Origin of the sequence: Ornithinimicrobium pekingense DSM 21552 (assembly GCF_000421185.1) — a bacterium.
GTDB lineage: Bacteria > Actinomycetota > Actinomycetes > Actinomycetales > Dermatophilaceae > Ornithinicoccus > Ornithinicoccus pekingensis.
The window spans coordinates 1-15,274 of record NZ_ATWJ01000014.1; the positions used below are offsets into that span (position 1 = coordinate 1).

Sequence of the window (15,274 nt, forward strand, 5' to 3'; positions counted from 1 at the left end):
ACAGCGGCAGAAGAGTGCGGATTCGTGGCAGCCGCTAAGGTCGCGTCATGAAGCCGTCGCCGGGGGAAGTCGCGTCACGAGTCACTGCCATTGTGGAGTCGCCGTGGCCCCGACATCTCGAGGATGGTTTGCCCTGGCTGCAGTCGTTCGGTATCGACACGGACACAGCGGAGGAGACCCCGCGCCGGGGCGCCGACCGCTCCTGGCACATGGCGGCGATGCCCTCCTGGGGAGCGGTCCGTGCAGGGTGGGGCACCTACCGGGACGAGTTCGCGGACATCTTCTGGTTCCTGTGGGACGGCGAAAGCTCCGCTGATGTCCTACGGGCGGCCGACGACCTAGCTCGTGCCCTGACGGACGTCCATGGCGATCCTCGTGAAGTCACTGAGGCAACCCAGTACAGCGGAGGCTCCTGGTGGTGGCAGCTGGAGCAGCACAGCATCGAGATGTACGCCTACAGCGGCGCAGTCAACCCAGATGGCTACCCGACCGGGTCCCCCTGCGTGCAGCTACAGATCGACCTCCGCGCAGTCGCTGAGCCGCGAGAGGCGGAAGCCCGTCGCACCCATGGGTAACCGACCACCGGCTTCCTGCGGCCAACGTCGAGACATGATTCCCACGGCGCACTGACGGTTCAGAACGCGCGACTCGCGGCATGAAGGGTGCTCGGTACTAACGGATCAGGGCCGTCCCGCCCTACGCGGGACCGATATCCGGCGACGTCAGGGGAGGGACTGTGGGAAGGTCGGCTATGACTAGCTCGAGGGCTTCCGATCCATACAACGTGCTTGCCGCGATCGACGCCGCGGTCGAAAACCCGGTCATCCTCGTCCAGCTTCTGCACAGCTGCCGCGACCGCGATAGCGCTTTCGACATGCTCCAACGCGAGTTCGGCTGGAACGAGCATCAGGCGCGTGCGGTCATGGACATGCAGTTCCGCCGAGTCGTCGAAGAGGATCGGCAACTGATACGACGGCAACTGGAGGGCGACGACTAGACCCGCCGCACACGGCATGGTGGGTGTTCCGGGCGAGATGCCTCGCCCAGGGAGAGCAACCGACTGGCGGCAATGTCGGACGCGCCGAAGGCTAGCGTCCTCCTGGCGGCAGATCCGTGCGTTGCCGGTGGCACTGGAAGTTGCATACCTATGCAGTGGGGAGGGCCTTGGGGGGTCTGCTGGCCCGTAGTTTCCTGTGCTCCAGTGGTTCGTCGTGTCCGAATGGGTCGTCTATCGGGACACTGTGACCCTTGCGATTGAGCCGGTTGCGCCGCGTCGGTATCTCTCAGGGAGTGCCCCTGCGTCCAACGCTGCCGATGGCCTGGAACAGCAGGGAGGGTCGCCCGCCGACGGAGTTGATGAAGATGGTGGTGACGGACAGGGCCATCGCGACCATCGCCCACACCGGGTACACCAGCCCGGTGGTGGCCAAGGGGATGCCGACACCGTTGAACAGGAACGCCAGGGCGACGTTCTGGCGGGTGCGGCGGTAGCTGGAGCGACTGATCGTCCGGGCGGTGATGACCGAGCGCAGGTCGTCGCGCACGACGATGATGTCGGCGGACTCGACGGCGATGTCGGTGCCGCCGCCCATCGCGATGCCGACGTCGGCCTGCATGAGGGCGGGGGCGTCGTTGATGCCGTCCCCGACCATGACGACGCGGGTACCGTCGGCCTGGAGGTCTCGGACGATCTCGGCCTTGCCCTCGGGCAGCACCCCGGCGCGGACGTCTTCGATGCCGAGCTGGGCGGCGACGTGGCGGGCGGCGCGTTCGTTGTCGCCGGTGACCAGCACCGGGTCCAGGCCGGCGCCGCGCATCTGGGCCAGGGCCTCGAGGGCGTCAGCGCGGATCTCATCCCCCAGGGCGATCACCCCGAGCGGTTCGCTGTCGGCGGCCACGGCCACGACGGTTCGCCCGGCGGCCTCCAGTCTGTCGATGGCTGCAGCGAGTTGGTCCAGGTTCACGCCCCGCTCGGTGAGGAACCCGGGGCGTCCAACCAGGACGTCGCGGCCGGCGACGCGGGCCATCACACCGAAGCCGGTGACGGACTCGAAGCTCTCCGCGTCCGTCACGGCGAGACCCCGGTCGGTGGCGGCGTCCACGATGGCGCGGGCCAGGGGGTGCTCGGAGGAGGACTCGGCAGCCGCGGCGGTGGCGAGCATGCCGCCCTCGTCGACCAGTGCCTCGATCTCCCGGACGCCGGGCCGTCCCTCGGTCAGGGTGCCGGTCTTGTCCAGCACGATGGTCCGGACCTGTCCGAAGGTCTGGAAGGCCTCCCCGGTGCGCATGATGATGCCTAGGTCGGCGGCCTCCCCCGCAGCGCGCACGATCGCCAGCGGCGCCGCGATACCCACCGCGCACGGGTAGCCCATCACGAGCACGCCGAGGCCGGCGAAGACTGCGCGGCGCACGTCGGGCTCCCCGGCCAGCAGCCACGACCCGGCCAGCCAGCCGAGCAGCGCGAGCGCGGCGACGATCAGCACGGTGGGTGTGTAGACCCGCAGCACCCGGTCGACCAGGTGCAGGATCCCGGGCTTGAGCGCCCGGGCATCCTCCACGTGGCGCACCACCTGGGCCAGGAAGCTGTCGGTCCCGACCCGGGTCACCTCCACCAGCAGGGTCCCGGAGGCGTTGATCGACCCGCCGACGACCTCATCCCCGACGGCCCGATCCACCGGTACCGACTCACCGGTAACCAGGGACAGGTCGACGGTGGAATACCCGTCGCTGACCCGCCCGTCGACCGGGATCCGCTCCCCCGGACGGACCCGTACTAGGTCGCCGGCAGCGACCTCGGCGATAGGGACGTCGCGCTCGGCACCGTCGCGGACCACCCGGGCGGTGTCGGGCTGCAGATCGAGCAGCTTGCGCACCGCCTGACTGGAGCGGGTCTTGACCAGCAGCGAGAGCCACTCGGAGAAGATGTGGTAGTTCGCCACCAGCACGGTCACCGCGAAGAACGGCGCCGTCGGGTAGTCCGGCAGCAGGTTCGTCAGACCGATGACGCCGCCGGCGATGCCCGCGAACGCGCCAACCTCCAGCAGCACGTGCTGATTCAAAATGCGCCGGCGCGCGGCCTGGTAGGCCATCCGCAGGATGTGCGGGGCGACCCCGAACACCACAGCCAGGGCCAGTGCCCCGGTGATTGACCCGGCTGCCGCGTCACCGATCAGCCCGGTCTCCCGGGCCGTGTAGGCCAGCGCAGCCGGGGCGATGATCAACAGCGCACCAAGAGCCGCGCGCGTCCTGCCGGCGGGACGCACGATGGCGTAGGACACCGGCACCATCAGGGCTACCACCGACGCCGGCACCAGCACCGACCAGATGCCGGAGACCTCCAGGATCAGCGCGATCGCGGCCAGGCTCGCCGCGACCGCGGCAAGCAGCCGCTTGCCCTCCCGGACGAGGTCGGCTTCCTCATCCTCGAACGGACGCAGCTTGCGCGGGTCGTACAGGTCGTAGCCAATGTCACGCAGCGTGGCCAGGATGTCCTCAGGTGCGATCAGCGCCGGGTCGTAGTCCACCAGCGCCTGCTCGTGGGTGAGGCTGACCGCGACCTGATCCACCCCCGCCTGGCGGCCCAGGGCCTTCTCGATCGTGCCGGTGCACAACGAGCAGTGCAGGCCCGCGATCCGAGCCCGAATCCGGGCGTGCCCGGCCAAGTGGCTCGGCTCCTCCGCCCACAGCTGCTCGGTACCGCTGTCGGCCGGAGCGGTCATCGAGACGGCCCCTGGATATCACCGGTGACCTGGTAGCCGGCGGTCTCTATCTGGGCCGCCAACGCTGCATGGTCGGTCACGGCCGAATCGAAACGCACCCGCACCTGGCCGGTGCGGTGGTCCGCGGTCGCCTCGCGGACCCCGTCCAGCCGGCGCAGCACCTTGCCCACGCGCTGTTCACACCCGCTGCACGTCATGCCCTCGACCTGCATGATCACGTTCTCCACCATCTGTTCCTCCGGTAGCAGTAGTCACTGAGCCACGTGCCGTGACGCCTCGCACAGACCGCCCTCGAGGGCCTCCTGCGAGGTCCCGCGCACGGGGTTGCTCGGCGATGATCAGACCACGGTAGACCTTCCACTCGACTGGAAGGTCAAGTCCTCCTGTGCGGACACACCGCCGCTGTCGACCTTCCAGGCGCAGGAAGGCTCAGAGTGGGTATCGTCCGTATCCCCGCGCCTCAGGGGCCGACCGGAAGGACCGGTGCCTCTCGTCGACAACCGCACCGAGCAGCTGATCAACGTCCTCGCCGAGTGCGTCGTCAAGTGCGAGGCGCGGGCGAACGACTGCGCCAGCCAGGGCAACGCCGACCTCGCTGGCTGCCTGACCCTGTGTGTCAGGCGTGCATCCCGCTGCTCGCCCGCGGCAGCCAGTTCTCCACCTAGCTGTGCCAGACCTTCGCCGACGCCTGCGAGCAGTGCGTGCAGGCGTGCGAGTGGACTGGCATGACCGAGTGTGCCGAAGCCGGCCGCAAGGCCGCCGAAGCCTGCCGTCAGATGGCTGGTGCCGCCACCTGACCCGCTCGCCCGGGGCGGCCGGTGCAGCCTCAGCTCAGGGTTGGGACTGCACCGGCGCCTCCACTTTCGCCTCCACCTTCTGCCGGACATGCTCGATGAGCTGGCAGGTGGTCCCCGCGTCCACCGGCGGCAGGTTGTCCGCCTCGGCGGCGAGCTCCACGAGTTGGCCGCGCAGGTCCTGTAGCTCGGTGATGCGCCGGTCGATCGTGCTCACCTGCGCGTCGAGCACCCCGCGGACATACGTGCAGGGCGCCTCGCCCCGCTCCCGGAACCCGAGGATCTCTTTGACCTCATCGAGAGTGACCCCGAGCCGCTGGGCGGTGCGGATGAACCGCAACCGGTCGACGGCGTCCTCGTCGTAGATGCGGTAACCCGAAGGGGTGCGCCCCGGGTCGGGCAGCAGCCCGATCGACTCGTAGTACCGGATCGTCTTCGGGTTCACGCCCAGCCGGCCAGCCAGCTCACCAATCCTCATCCCAACCTCCCGGTCACAACCTTACAGCCAGCGGGAAGGGTGGTCCCCGTTGACACGAGTCGGACCGGCCCACATGCGGAACGTTCTCGGTGCTGGCACCGGACGCCGCCGACGCGATCAGAGGTAGCGGCAGACGGTCGTGGCGTCGCAGCTGGTCGGGTCGACCGTGGCGGCATCGTCGCGGAGGCGGGCGACGGTGTGCCGTAGTGCCTGCAGGTCGGCGATCTGGCGGTCCAGGTCGCCCAGGCGGGCCTCGAGCAGGTCTTGGACGTGCTGGCAGGGCGCGACTCCGGCGTCGCGGATGTCGAGGACCTGACGGATCTGGGCCAGAGTGAGCCCAGCGGTTCGGCTGCGGCGGATGAAGTCCAGGCGCGCCAGAGCCTCCGGGGCGTAGTCCCGGTATCCGCCGGCGGTGCGCTCGGGTGCGGGCAGGAGCCCGGCTTCTTCGTAGAACCGCAGCGTCTTGGTGGTGGTGCCGCTGACTTGGGCCAGCTCACCGATCCGCACGGTGACCCCTTGCTCGATCCTTTTCGATGTTCACCTTGACCTTCCCCTGTACTGGAAGGTCCATTGTGACCTCTGGAGACGTGCGACGCGAAGGATGGTGTGAGATGGGTGAGAACTACGACGTCGATCTGGCCGTGATCGGCTCCGGGGGTGCTGCCATGTCGGCGGCCATTGCGGCCAGCCAGGCCGGCAAGAGCGTTGTGCTGATCGAGCGCGGCGTCCTGGGTGGCACGTGCGTGAACATCGGCTGTGTGCCGTCCAAGACGCTCCTGGCGGCCGCCGGAGCGCGGCACGCCGCACTCACCAACCCCTTCGCAGGCGCTCCAACGTCCGCCGGGCCGGTGGATCTGGGCGCCCTGGTCGCCCAGAAGGACGCGCTGATCGCGCGCCTGCGCGAGGCGAAGTACGCCGACGTGGCCGCCGCCTACGGCTTCGAGGTCCGCCCGGGCCAGGCCACCTTTCTGGACAAGGACACCCTGGCCGTCGACGGCCAGGCGCTGCGGGCCCGGGCCTACCTGATCGCCACCGGCTCCACCCCCGCCGTCCCGGACGTGACGGGCCTGGACTGCGTGGACTGGCTCACGTCCACCACGGCGATGGAGCTGCTCGAGCTGCCGGAGTCCCTGGTCGTCATCGGCGGCGGCTACGTCGGGATGGAGCAGGCCCAGCTGTTCGCCCACCTCGGCGCCCGGGTGTCGCTGGTCGGTCGCCTGGCGCCCCACGCCGAGCCGGAGCTGGCCCAGGGCCTTCGGGAGATCTTCGCCGACGACGGCATCAGCGTGGTCGAGGAGCACGCCACCGCGGTGGCCACTGACGTCGGCCCTTCAGGACAGGACGTCGTGGTGAGCACCGCCTCTGGCGCGCAGGTGCGCGGAGCACGGCTGTTGGTGGCCACCGGGCGCGTCGCGCGCACCGACGGTCTCGACCTCGCCGCTGCCGCGGTGGACGTGAACGAGCGGGGCTTCGTCGTGGTCAACGAGACCCAGCGCACCAGCAACCCGCGCATCTACGCCGCCGGTGACGTCTCGGGGGCCGCCCAGTACGTCTACGTCGCCGCCGCCGGCGGTCGGGCCGCCGCGCTGAACGCCCTGGCCGACGACGACGGGGCCACGCCAGCACGCGTGGACTACACCGGTTTGCCTGCCGTCGTGTTCACCCGGCCCCAGCTGGCCTCGGCGGGGCTGACAGAGGAAGAGGCCCTCGCCCGCGGCCACGCGTGCGACTGCCGGGTCCTGGACCTGTCCGACGTTCCCCGGGCGCTGGTCCAGCACGACACCAGGGGCGCGGTGAAGCTCGTCGCTGACGCCACTACCGGCAAGGTCCTGGGCGTGCACGCCCTAGCCGACGGCGCCGGGGAAATCATGCTGGCGGCCACCTACGCCATCAAGGCCGGCATGACCGTTGACGAGCTGGCTGACACCTGGGCGCCGTACCTGACCATGGCCGAGAGCCTTCGCATCGTCGCCGGCCTCTTCCGCAACCAGATGGCGACGTCCTGCTGTGCCTGAGACCCCTCGCGTCCACCCACCTCGACCCGGGGCGCGGCCGAGCACGGCGGACGCCGGGCCCTCGGTGCTGGTGTAGCCGTGCTGCGTCGGGCACACCTTGCTGTTGGTCGTCGGCGTCACCGTACCCCGATCAGTGGAGACAGGAGCGGTCGCTCCAAGGCCGCGCAGGTACTTCCGCATGCTGATGCGAACCTTCGTAACGGGTATGCAGCAGGCTGACCGCCCTCAATTCGGCGGAGTCGTGATGTCACGCACCTCGGTGGGGTCGTGATGTATCGCCCGCCGCACGACAGGATCAGCCGTCGCCGGCTCGACGGACGACCAGGAGGGGCCCGGCCCCTCACGTGAAGGGCCGCCATGGCGGCCTGCGGCTCTCTGCTCGTCTCGCTCCCCGCGGCCCGGGGTCAGACGCCCGGGACGAACACCCGCCGGTGCGCGGTGATCGTCTGCAGCAGGCGCTGCTCGCGGTGCAGCCACTCCGGGTCGGGACGCCCGCCCGGCTCGTTGTTGAGGTGCTTGCGGACCATCGCCAGCTCGCCGCTCTCGTCCTGGAAGGCGGTCATGGCCTGCTGGGCCCGTCTGCCGCCGGCACCGCGCGCCCAGCTGCGGGCGCGCCGCCGCTCCCCCGGGTCGGCCAGCATCGCGACCTCCGCGGGGGTGAACCAGCCGTTGATGCCGTAGCCGGTGAGGGTGTCGCGCAGGATCCGCGACTCCCTCCGCCGGGTCCAGCGCAGCAGGAGCAGGAAGGCGACGAAGAGGGGCACCTGGACGATGGCGAAGATGACCAGGTAGGCGTCGGCCGCCACGACCGCGCTGTAGTTCCACAGCGCGTGCAGGAAGACGGCCGCGGCGAAGCCCACCACGACGACCCAGGCCGAGGAGAGCCGGCGGCGGTGGGCGACCAGCCCCAGCGCCAGGCCGATGCACACGGTGAACATCGGGTGCGCGAACGGGCTGACCAGGCAGCGCATGATGAACAGCCCCACCAGCCCGGGCGTGCCCAGCTCCACGTAGGCCTGCCCCAGGTAGAGGATGTTCTCGACGAAGGCGAAGCCCGCCGCGACCAGACCGGCGTAGACGATGCCGTCGGTGACGCCGTTGAACTCCCTGCGCGCCCGCCAGAAGATCAGCAGCACGCCCAGGCCCTTGGCCAGCTCCTCGGTCAGCGGGGCGAGCACGACCGCACCCAGGACCAGCGGGTCCTCGTGCAGCCCGGCGAAGAAGGCCACCCCCAGCTCGTTGAGCACCAGCGCGCCCAGGGTGGAGATCAGCGCACCCCACAGGAAGGCGAACCACAGCAGGCGCGCCGGCTCCGCCTCCAGCCGGTCGACCCACAGGAACGTCGGGACCACGATGCCGATCGCGATCGAGGCGCTGACCAGGGCGAGGCCGGCGGCCGCGAGGCCGATCACGTCATACACGATCGCGCCCAGCAGCAGCGCCGCGATGCCGAAGACGGTGACGACGGCACTGGTGAGGACCAGCCGTCGGATGGCCGGGCGGCGCGTGACGTTGCGCGGCACCGGCGCCGAGGGCTGGAAGGTCATGACCTGGTGCCAGGGCGCCTGCTGCGCACCTCCCGACGGCTCCCGGGGCGGCGCTGCGGGGGTGTGCGGTGCGCCCGCGGGGGGCGGCGAGTGCGGCGGGAGCATGGCCGCGAGGCTATCGCGCACCCGCGCCAACTAGGCTCGCCCCGTGAGTGGTGATGAGCGGATCGTGTGGATCGACTGCGAGATGACGGGCCTGGACACCCGGGCGGACGCCCTCGTGGAGGTGGCCTGCCTGGTCACCGACTCCGAGCTCAACGTGCTGGGGGACGGCGTCGACGTCGTGATCCGGCCGCCCCAGGAGGCCCTGGACCAGATGGGCGACTTCGTGCGCGACATGCACACGCGCTCGGGCCTGCTGCCGCTGCTGGAGCAGGGCATCACCCTCGAGGACGCCCAGAGCCAGGTGCTGGACTACGTCCGCAGCCTGGTGCCGGAGGGGCGCAAGGCGCCGCTGGGCGGCAACACCGTCAGCACCGACCGCGTCTTCCTGGCGCGCGACATGCCCGAGCTCGAGGCCCACCTGCACTACCGGATCATCGACGTCTCCTCGATCAAGGAGCTCGCCCGCCGGTGGTACCCGCGCGCCTACTTCGCCTCGCCACCGAAGATCGGTGGTCACCGGGCGCTCGGGGACATCCTCGACAGCATCGCCGAGCTGCGCTACTACCGGGAGGCGGTGTTCGTGCCGCATCCGGGACTGGACAGCTCCTCGCTGAGGGAGATCGCCGGCCGGCACGCGCGCAAGCACCCGGGCTGACCCTCCGCGGTCCTCTCGACACGGGCTGAACACGCGTGTAGCGTGCTGAACATGCGTTCAGCACGGACGTCGACGACGGCCTCCGACGGCGACCTCACCGGGCGGGCCCGGATCCTCCAGGCGGCCGTCAACCGGTTCGCGGTCGACGGGACGGCGGCGCCCCTGCGGGCGATCGCCTCCGACGCCGGCGTGAGCGCCGGCCTGATCCTGCACCACTTCGGCTCGCGGGAGGGGCTGCGCGAGGCCTGCGACGAGCTGGTGCTGACGCAGATGCGCGAGAGCAAGACGAGCGTCGTCGCACGGCCGTCCGGTGGCGCCGCGCTACTGGTCCAGCTCGCCCAGGTGGAGGGGTATGCCGCACTCGTCGGCTACGTGCTGCGCTGCCTGCAGGAGGGCGGGCCACGGCTGCGCACCCTCGTCGACCACATGGTCGAGGACGCCGTCGCCTACCTGCACGAGGGCGAGGCCGCGGGGACGGTGAGCCGCAGCCGTTTCCCGCAGGCCCGTGCCCGGTTCATGGTCGAGCAGGCGCTGGGCGCCCTGCTGCTGCAGCTGCCCGCCCAGCAGGACCGGCTGGACCTGCAGGAGCTGCCCCGGTGGCTGCGTGACTACTCCGAGCGCATCGTCGGGCCGGCCCTCGAGCTCTACACCGAGCCGCTGTTCACCGACAGCAGCCTCCTGGACGCCTACCTGTCGACCACCACGACCGCCGCACCGACCGACCACGAGAGAGCGAGCACCCCATGAGCGACATCGCCGTCGAGGTCCGTGACCTCGTCAAGACCTTCGGGTCCACCCGCGCGCTGGACGGTTTCGACCTGACGGTGCGCTCCGGGGAGGTGGCCGGCTTCCTCGGGCCCAACGGCTCGGGCAAGTCCACCACCATCCGGGTCCTCCTGGGCATGCTGCGCGCGGACGCCGGCACCGCCCGGGTGCTCGACATGGACCCCTGGCACGAGGCGGTGGCTGTCCACCGCCGGGTCGCCTACGTCGCCGGGGACACCAGCCTGTGGCCCAACCTGACGGGAGGCGAGGCGATCGACGTCCTGACCCGCGGGCAGCGGGACGAGCGCCACCGCCGGCGGCGCGCCGAGCTGCTGGAGCGCTTCGAGCTCGACCCGACGAAGAAGGCCCGGACCTACTCCAAGGGCAACCGGCAGAAGGTGGCGCTCGTGGCGGCGCTGGCCGCCGAGGCCGACCTCTACCTGCTCGACGAGCCGACGTCGGGCCTGGACCCGCTCATGGAGTCGGTCTTCACCGAGGAGGTGCGGGCCCTGCGCGACGAGGGACGCACCATCCTGCTCTCGAGCCACATCCTGGCCGAGGTGGAGAAGCTGTGCGACACCGTGACGATCATCCGCGCGGGCCGGGACGTGGAGTCCGGGACGCTGGCCGACCTGCGCCACCTGACCAGGTCGACCGTCACCGCGACCGTGCGCCCCGGCAGCGGGGCCGACGCCGGCCTCCTGGCCGCGCGTGCGGGCGTGCACGACTTCGCCGCAGACTCCGGCCGGCTGAGCTTCGACGTGGACGACACCCACGTCAACGACCTCCTCCCGGTGCTGGCCGCTCTCGGGGTGGAGAACCTGACGATCACCCCGCCCTCCCTCGAGGAGCTGTTCATGCGCCACTACGGCGACGACCTGAGCGAGGACGTGCAGGCGTCATGAGCACCACCACCGCCCCGGGCACCCGACGCAGCGTCCGGAGCACCGCGCCGGCCGACCCGGAGGTCTTCGCGGGCACCGGTCGGCTGGTCCGTCTCTTCCTGCGCCTGGACCAGTTGCGGATCACGGTCTGGGGGCTGGCGTTCCTGCTGCTGATCGCCGGGTCGGTGGTCTCGCTCGAGGCGACCTACCCCACGCAGGAGTCGCTGCAGGCACGCGCCGCGCTCATGGACAACCCCTCGGCCATCATGATGACCGGGCCGGCCTTCTCCCTCGACAACTACACCTTCGGCGCGATGCTCGCCAGCGAGCTGTCGCTGTGGGTCTTCCTGCCGGCGGCGATCATGAGCGTGCTGCTGGCCGTACGCCATACCCGCGCCGAGGAGGAGGCCGGGCGGCTGGAGACCCTCAGGGCGCTGCCGGTCGGACGTTTCGCTCCCCCGACCGCCGCACTGGTGACGGTCGCGGTCGCCAACCTCGTCGTCGCGCTCGCCGTCGTCGTGGCTCTCGTGGGGACCGGCGTGGAGGTCGCCAGCTCGGTTGCGTTCGCCGTCGCGACGGCGCTGACCGGGCTGGTCTTCGGGGCGGTGGCCGCGGTCACCGCCCAGGTCACGGAGCACGCCAGGGCAGCCTCGGGTATGGCGCTGGGCGCGATCGCGGTCGCCTTCCTCGTGCGCGGGGTGGGCGACGTCATCGACAACCAGGGCTCGTGGCTGTCGTGGCTCTCCCCCTTCGCCTGGGCGCAGCAGACGCGCCTGTTCGTCGACCTGCGGTGGTGGCCGCTGCTCGTCTCGGCCGCCGCGGTCCTGGCGCTGCTCGCGCTGGCGGTCACGCTGGCCCGTCGGCGTGACCTCGGGGCCGGGCTGCGCGTCCCGCGTCCGGGACCGTCGCAGGCCGCGGCCGGGCTGCTGTCCCCCGCGGGGCTGGCGCGCAGGCTGACCCTGGGGACGTTCGTGGCCTGGGCGATCGGCCTGTTCCTCTTCGCGATGGCGTTCGGTTCCCTGGCCACGGCGCTCGACGAGATGGTCGAGGACATGCCGATGGTCCAGGAGTGGATCGACATCGACGTCGAGGACCTCACGAGGTCCTTCTCGGCCGTCATGCTCGCCTTCCTGGCCATCGGGCCGGCCGCCCTGCTGGTCTCGGCGGTGCTGCAGCTGCGCGGCGAGGAGCAGGCAGGGCGCGTCGAGGGGGTGCTGGCCACCGGCAGCTCGAGGGGCTCGCTGCTCGGCGGCTGGCTGGCCGTCGTGACGGCCCTGACGCTCGGCACCCTGGTCCTGCTGGGCCTGGGCGTCGGGGTGGGCGTGCTCACCGCCACCGGGGAGACCACCTGGGTCGGCGAGCTGACGGTCGCCTCGCTCGCCTACGTCCCGGCGACCCTGCTGCTGGGCTCCGTGGCCGTCGCCCTGCTGGGGCTGGCGCCCCGGTGGTCCGGGCTGGCGTGGGTGCCCGTGGTCTGGACCGCCATCGTCGTCTTCCTGGGGGACCTGCTCGACCTGCCGGGATGGGCCAGGGACCTCTCGCCCTTCGCCCGCACGCCGATGCTTCCGGGTGCGGACGTGGAGCTGACGCCGCTGCTGGTGATGGCGGGGCTGACGCTGCTTCTGACGGCGGTCGGGTTCGTCGGGCTCCGCCGCCGCGACATACCTGCCTGACCCCGCACGCAGAAGACCCCCGGCCACCGGTCGGGGGTCTCCTCGTCCCTGAAGGACGGTCGGGGTGAGTGACGGGACTTGAACCCGCGACATCCGCGACCACAACGCGGCGCTCTACCTGCTGAGCTACACCCACCATGCTGCCCGCGTGCGGACAACGCGGACCATCGTACCCCCTGCACGGCGGTGCTCCGAACCCGCGTCCGTCCCCGCGGTGTCAGCGGGCGTCGACGTCCCTGCCGCGGCCCGGGAGGCCGCGGTCCTCGCCCGCGTCGTCAAGGTCGCGGGCCGCCTCCATCCGCAGCTGTCGTGCCTCCTGCACGATCTTCTCGGACTTCTCGACCTTCTTCTCCGTGCCCTTGGTGTCCCGCGGCGGGAGCTGGATGGTCTCCTCCGCCGCCATGCCGGCGGCCAGCTCCCGGCCGCGCTCCAGCTCGGCGTCCAGCTCGGCCCCGAGCACCAGGACGTTGTTGATGATGAAGATCAGCAGGAGGAGCACGATGACACCACCGATGGCGCCGTAGGTCTCGTTGTAGTTGCCGAAGTTGGCCACGTAGATCCCGAACCCGGCTGCGGCGATGATGGCGACGACGACCGCGAGCGCGGCGCCGGGGCTGAGCCACCGGAACTTCGGCTGCCGGATGTTGGGCGTGCCCCAGTAGAGCAGCGCCACGATCGCGATGAGCATCAGCAGGATGAACGGCCACTTGGCGATGTTCCAGATGGTGTTGGCGGTCCCCGACAGGCCGATCGCCCCGAAGATCAGCTCGGAGACCGTCCCGGACAGGGTGATGGCCAGCACGATGGTCATGAGCATGACCAGGATGACCACGGTCAGGCCCACGAGCATCGGGCGCAGCTTCCAGACCGGACGGCCCTCCTCGATCTCGTAGACCTTGTTCATCATCCGGCTGAACGCGTTGACGTAGTTCGAGGCCGACCAGAGCGCCCCCAGCAGACCGACGATCAGCAGGAGCCCGGCCCCACCGGAGTCCCCCATGGTGTTGAGGTAGCCCGTGACGGTGTCGATCGTCTCCTGCTGCAGGCCCAGCTCGCCGCCGAGGTCGGTCACGGCGGTCTGGGTCGCCTCGCCCTGCCCCAGGAAGCTCAGGCTGGTCGACAGCGCCAGCAGCATCGGGGCCAGGGACATGATCGCGAAGTAGGTCAACGCGGCGGCGAGGTCGGAGCCGCCGTCCTCGCCGAACTCCGCGACGGTCCGCTTCAGCACGCTCTTCCAGTGCGGCTTCGGCAGGTCGCCCGGACTGTCCGGACCGCGGTCGGCGGCCCGGTGGAACTCCTGGTCGTCATGGGCCCGGTCGAGCGTCTCTCGCTTCTCGCTGTCAGTCACCTCGCCAGTTTTGCACGGGGACAACGAAGGGGCAGGTCGTCTCGACCTGCCCCTCCAGTGGTGCGCCCACAGGGACTCGAACCCCGAACCCGCTGATTAAGAGTCAGCTGCTCTGCCAATTGAGCTATAGGCGCGACAGCCGACAACTGTAGCAGCGCCCCGGCCCGGGTCCCAAAACGCCTCCGCCTGCCACAGGGTTCGGCGAGGTGCACGGCATACGTCAGGATGGGGCCCATGCGCGCACTGGTGAAGCCGAACGCCGGACCCGGACTCGAGCTGCGGGAGGTGCCCGAGCCGGAGCCGGGCCCCGGCGAGGTCAAGATCCGGGTGCTGCGCGCCGGCCTGTGCGGCACCGACCTGCACATCGAGTCCTGGGACGACTGGGCGGCCTCGATGCTCGAGCCGCCGCTGGTGGTCGGGCACGAGTTCTACGGCGAGATCGTCGAGCTGGGCGAGGGGGTGCCGACCGACGACCGCTACGGGCTGGCGGTGGGTCAGCGGGTCTCGGTCGAGGGGCACGTGGTGTGCGGGACGTGCCGCAACTGCCGGGCGGGCCGTCAGCAGATGTGCGTGCGCACGTCCAACCTGGGGGTGAACCGCGACGGCGCGTTCGCCGACCACGTCGTGGTGCCCCATACCAACGTCTGGGTGCAGCCCGACCTGATCGACCCCGAGCTCGGCGCCCTCTTCGACCCCCTCGGCAACGCCGTGCACACCGCCCTGTCCTTCCCGCTCACCGGCGAGGACGTGCTCATCACCGGCGCGGGGCCCATCGGGGTCATGGCGACGGCGATCGCGCGCCACGCCGGCGCGAGGTATGTCGTGGTCACCGACCTGTCGGACTCGCGCCTGGAGCTGGCGCGGCAGGCGGGGGCGGACGTGGTCGTCAACGTCGGCCGCGACCGGATCGCCGGTGCGCAGGAGCAGCTGGGCATGGTCGAGGGCTTCGACGTCGCGATGGAGATGTCGGGCAGCCCGCACGCGATGCGCGAGCTCATCGAGAACTGCACGCACGGCGGCAAGGTGGCCCTGCTGGGGCTGCCGCCGGAGTCGTTCGCCATCGACTGGGGCAAGGTCATCACCCACATGCTCACGCTCAGGGGCATCTACGGCCGGGAGATGTACGACACCTGGTACAAGATGACGTTCATGCTGCAGACGTCCGAGCAGCTGCGCGACCGGGTCCGCTCGGTCATCACCCACCGCTTCCCCGCCGAGCAGTGGCAGGACGCCTTCGACGCCGCCCGCTCGGGTGAGGTCGGCAAGGTCATCATGGACTGGAGCTGAGGAG

The 15,274-nt window shown here is 70.6% G+C and carries 14 protein-coding genes and 2 tRNA genes; 8 read left to right on the top strand and 8 right to left on the bottom strand.

The genetic code is table 11. The features are described from left to right. Positions 1 to 47 precede the first annotated feature (47 nt). Both K330_RS0115670 and K330_RS0115675 read left to right on the top strand, forming a co-directional pair. A complete protein-coding gene (locus tag K330_RS0115670; RefSeq protein ID WP_022922764.1) occupies positions 48 to 575 on the top strand; it encodes a hypothetical protein in 528 nt (175 codons plus the stop codon). Between the two features lie 209 nt (positions 576 to 784). After that, positions 785 to 997 carry a hypothetical protein gene (locus K330_RS0115675; RefSeq protein ID WP_141817750.1) on the top strand — a complete coding sequence of 71 codons (213 nt, stop codon included), beginning with the start codon at positions 785 to 787 and terminating at the stop codon, positions 995 to 997. A 286-nt stretch (positions 998 to 1,283) separates the two neighbouring features. On the opposite strand, the gene K330_RS0115680 is transcribed toward K330_RS0115675, so the two are convergent. The 4 genes from K330_RS0115680 to K330_RS0115695 all read right to left on the bottom strand — a co-directional run bounded on the left by K330_RS0115680 (position 1,284) and on the right by K330_RS0115695 (position 5,498). Further along, positions 1,284 to 3,719, bottom strand: a complete 2,436-nt coding sequence (locus K330_RS0115680; protein WP_022922766.1) for a heavy metal translocating P-type ATPase — start codon at positions 3,717 to 3,719, stop codon at positions 1,284 to 1,286. Beyond that, positions 3,716 to 3,946: a heavy-metal-associated domain-containing protein gene (locus K330_RS0115685; protein WP_029202753.1), complete on the bottom strand. Its 231-nt coding sequence runs from the start codon at positions 3,944 to 3,946 to the stop codon at positions 3,716 to 3,718. The genes K330_RS0115680 and K330_RS0115685 overlap by 4 nt, the downstream gene beginning before the upstream one ends. Before the next feature lie 604 nt (positions 3,947 to 4,550). Beyond that, positions 4,551 to 4,991: a heavy metal-responsive transcriptional regulator gene (locus tag K330_RS21800; protein ID WP_022922768.1), complete on the bottom strand. Its 441-nt coding sequence runs from the start codon at positions 4,989 to 4,991 to the stop codon at positions 4,551 to 4,553. A gap of 117 nt (positions 4,992 to 5,108) precedes the next feature. Further along, a complete protein-coding gene (locus K330_RS0115695) occupies positions 5,109 to 5,498 on the bottom strand; it encodes a heavy metal-responsive transcriptional regulator (protein WP_022922769.1) in 390 nt (129 codons plus the stop codon). 104 nt (positions 5,499 to 5,602) lie between these two features. Here K330_RS0115695 and merA point away from each other — a divergent pair, with 104 nt between their 5' ends. Continuing rightward, positions 5,603 to 7,006 carry a mercury(II) reductase gene (gene merA, locus K330_RS0115700; protein ID WP_022922770.1) on the top strand — a complete coding sequence of 468 codons (1,404 nt, stop codon included), beginning with the start codon at positions 5,603 to 5,605 and terminating at the stop codon, positions 7,004 to 7,006. Between the two features lie 404 nt (positions 7,007 to 7,410). On the opposite strand, the gene K330_RS0115705 is transcribed toward merA, so the two are convergent. After that, positions 7,411 to 8,658 carry a PrsW family intramembrane metalloprotease gene (locus K330_RS0115705; protein WP_156875848.1) on the bottom strand — a complete coding sequence of 416 codons (1,248 nt, stop codon included), beginning with the start codon at positions 8,656 to 8,658 and terminating at the stop codon, positions 7,411 to 7,413. 43 nt (positions 8,659 to 8,701) lie between these two features. Between K330_RS0115705 and orn the strand changes: the two genes are divergently transcribed. From orn to K330_RS0115725, 4 genes are read left to right on the top strand one after another with little or no spacing between them, the layout of a single operon-like run. Beyond that, positions 8,702 to 9,313 carry an oligoribonuclease gene (gene orn / locus K330_RS21805; protein ID WP_022922772.1) on the top strand — a complete coding sequence of 204 codons (612 nt, stop codon included), beginning with the start codon at positions 8,702 to 8,704 and terminating at the stop codon, positions 9,311 to 9,313. Between the two features lie 51 nt (positions 9,314 to 9,364). Next, complete coding sequence (locus K330_RS21810) at positions 9,365 to 10,060, top strand: TetR/AcrR family transcriptional regulator (protein WP_051145658.1); 696 nt, start codon at positions 9,365 to 9,367, stop codon at positions 10,058 to 10,060. Next, positions 10,057 to 10,983, top strand: a complete 927-nt coding sequence (locus tag K330_RS0115720) for an ABC transporter ATP-binding protein (protein WP_022922774.1) — start codon at positions 10,057 to 10,059, stop codon at positions 10,981 to 10,983. Before K330_RS21810 ends, K330_RS0115720 begins: the two co-directional genes overlap by 4 nt. Then, positions 10,980 to 12,635, top strand: a complete 1,656-nt coding sequence (locus tag K330_RS0115725) for an ABC transporter permease (RefSeq protein ID WP_022922775.1) — start codon at positions 10,980 to 10,982, stop codon at positions 12,633 to 12,635. Before K330_RS0115720 ends, K330_RS0115725 begins: the two co-directional genes overlap by 4 nt. Positions 12,636 to 12,698: 63 nt before the next feature. Here K330_RS0115725 and K330_RS0115730 read toward each other — a convergent pair. The 3 genes from K330_RS0115730 to K330_RS0115740 all read right to left on the bottom strand — a co-directional run bounded on the left by K330_RS0115730 (position 12,699) and on the right by K330_RS0115740 (position 14,117). Then, positions 12,699 to 12,771: transfer RNA gene (locus tag K330_RS0115730), tRNA-His, on the bottom strand. A gap of 81 nt (positions 12,772 to 12,852) precedes the next feature. Beyond that, complete coding sequence (locus K330_RS0115735) at positions 12,853 to 13,983, bottom strand: YihY/virulence factor BrkB family protein (RefSeq protein WP_022922776.1); 1,131 nt, start codon at positions 13,981 to 13,983, stop codon at positions 12,853 to 12,855. Positions 13,984 to 14,041: 58 nt separating this feature from the next. Continuing rightward, positions 14,042 to 14,117, bottom strand: a tRNA-Lys gene (locus tag K330_RS0115740). Between the two features lie 100 nt (positions 14,118 to 14,217). Here K330_RS0115740 and tdh point away from each other — a divergent pair. Then, a complete protein-coding gene (gene tdh, locus K330_RS0115745; RefSeq protein ID WP_022922777.1) occupies positions 14,218 to 15,270 on the top strand; it encodes an L-threonine 3-dehydrogenase in 1,053 nt (350 codons plus the stop codon). Positions 15,271 to 15,274: the final 4 nt, after the last annotated feature.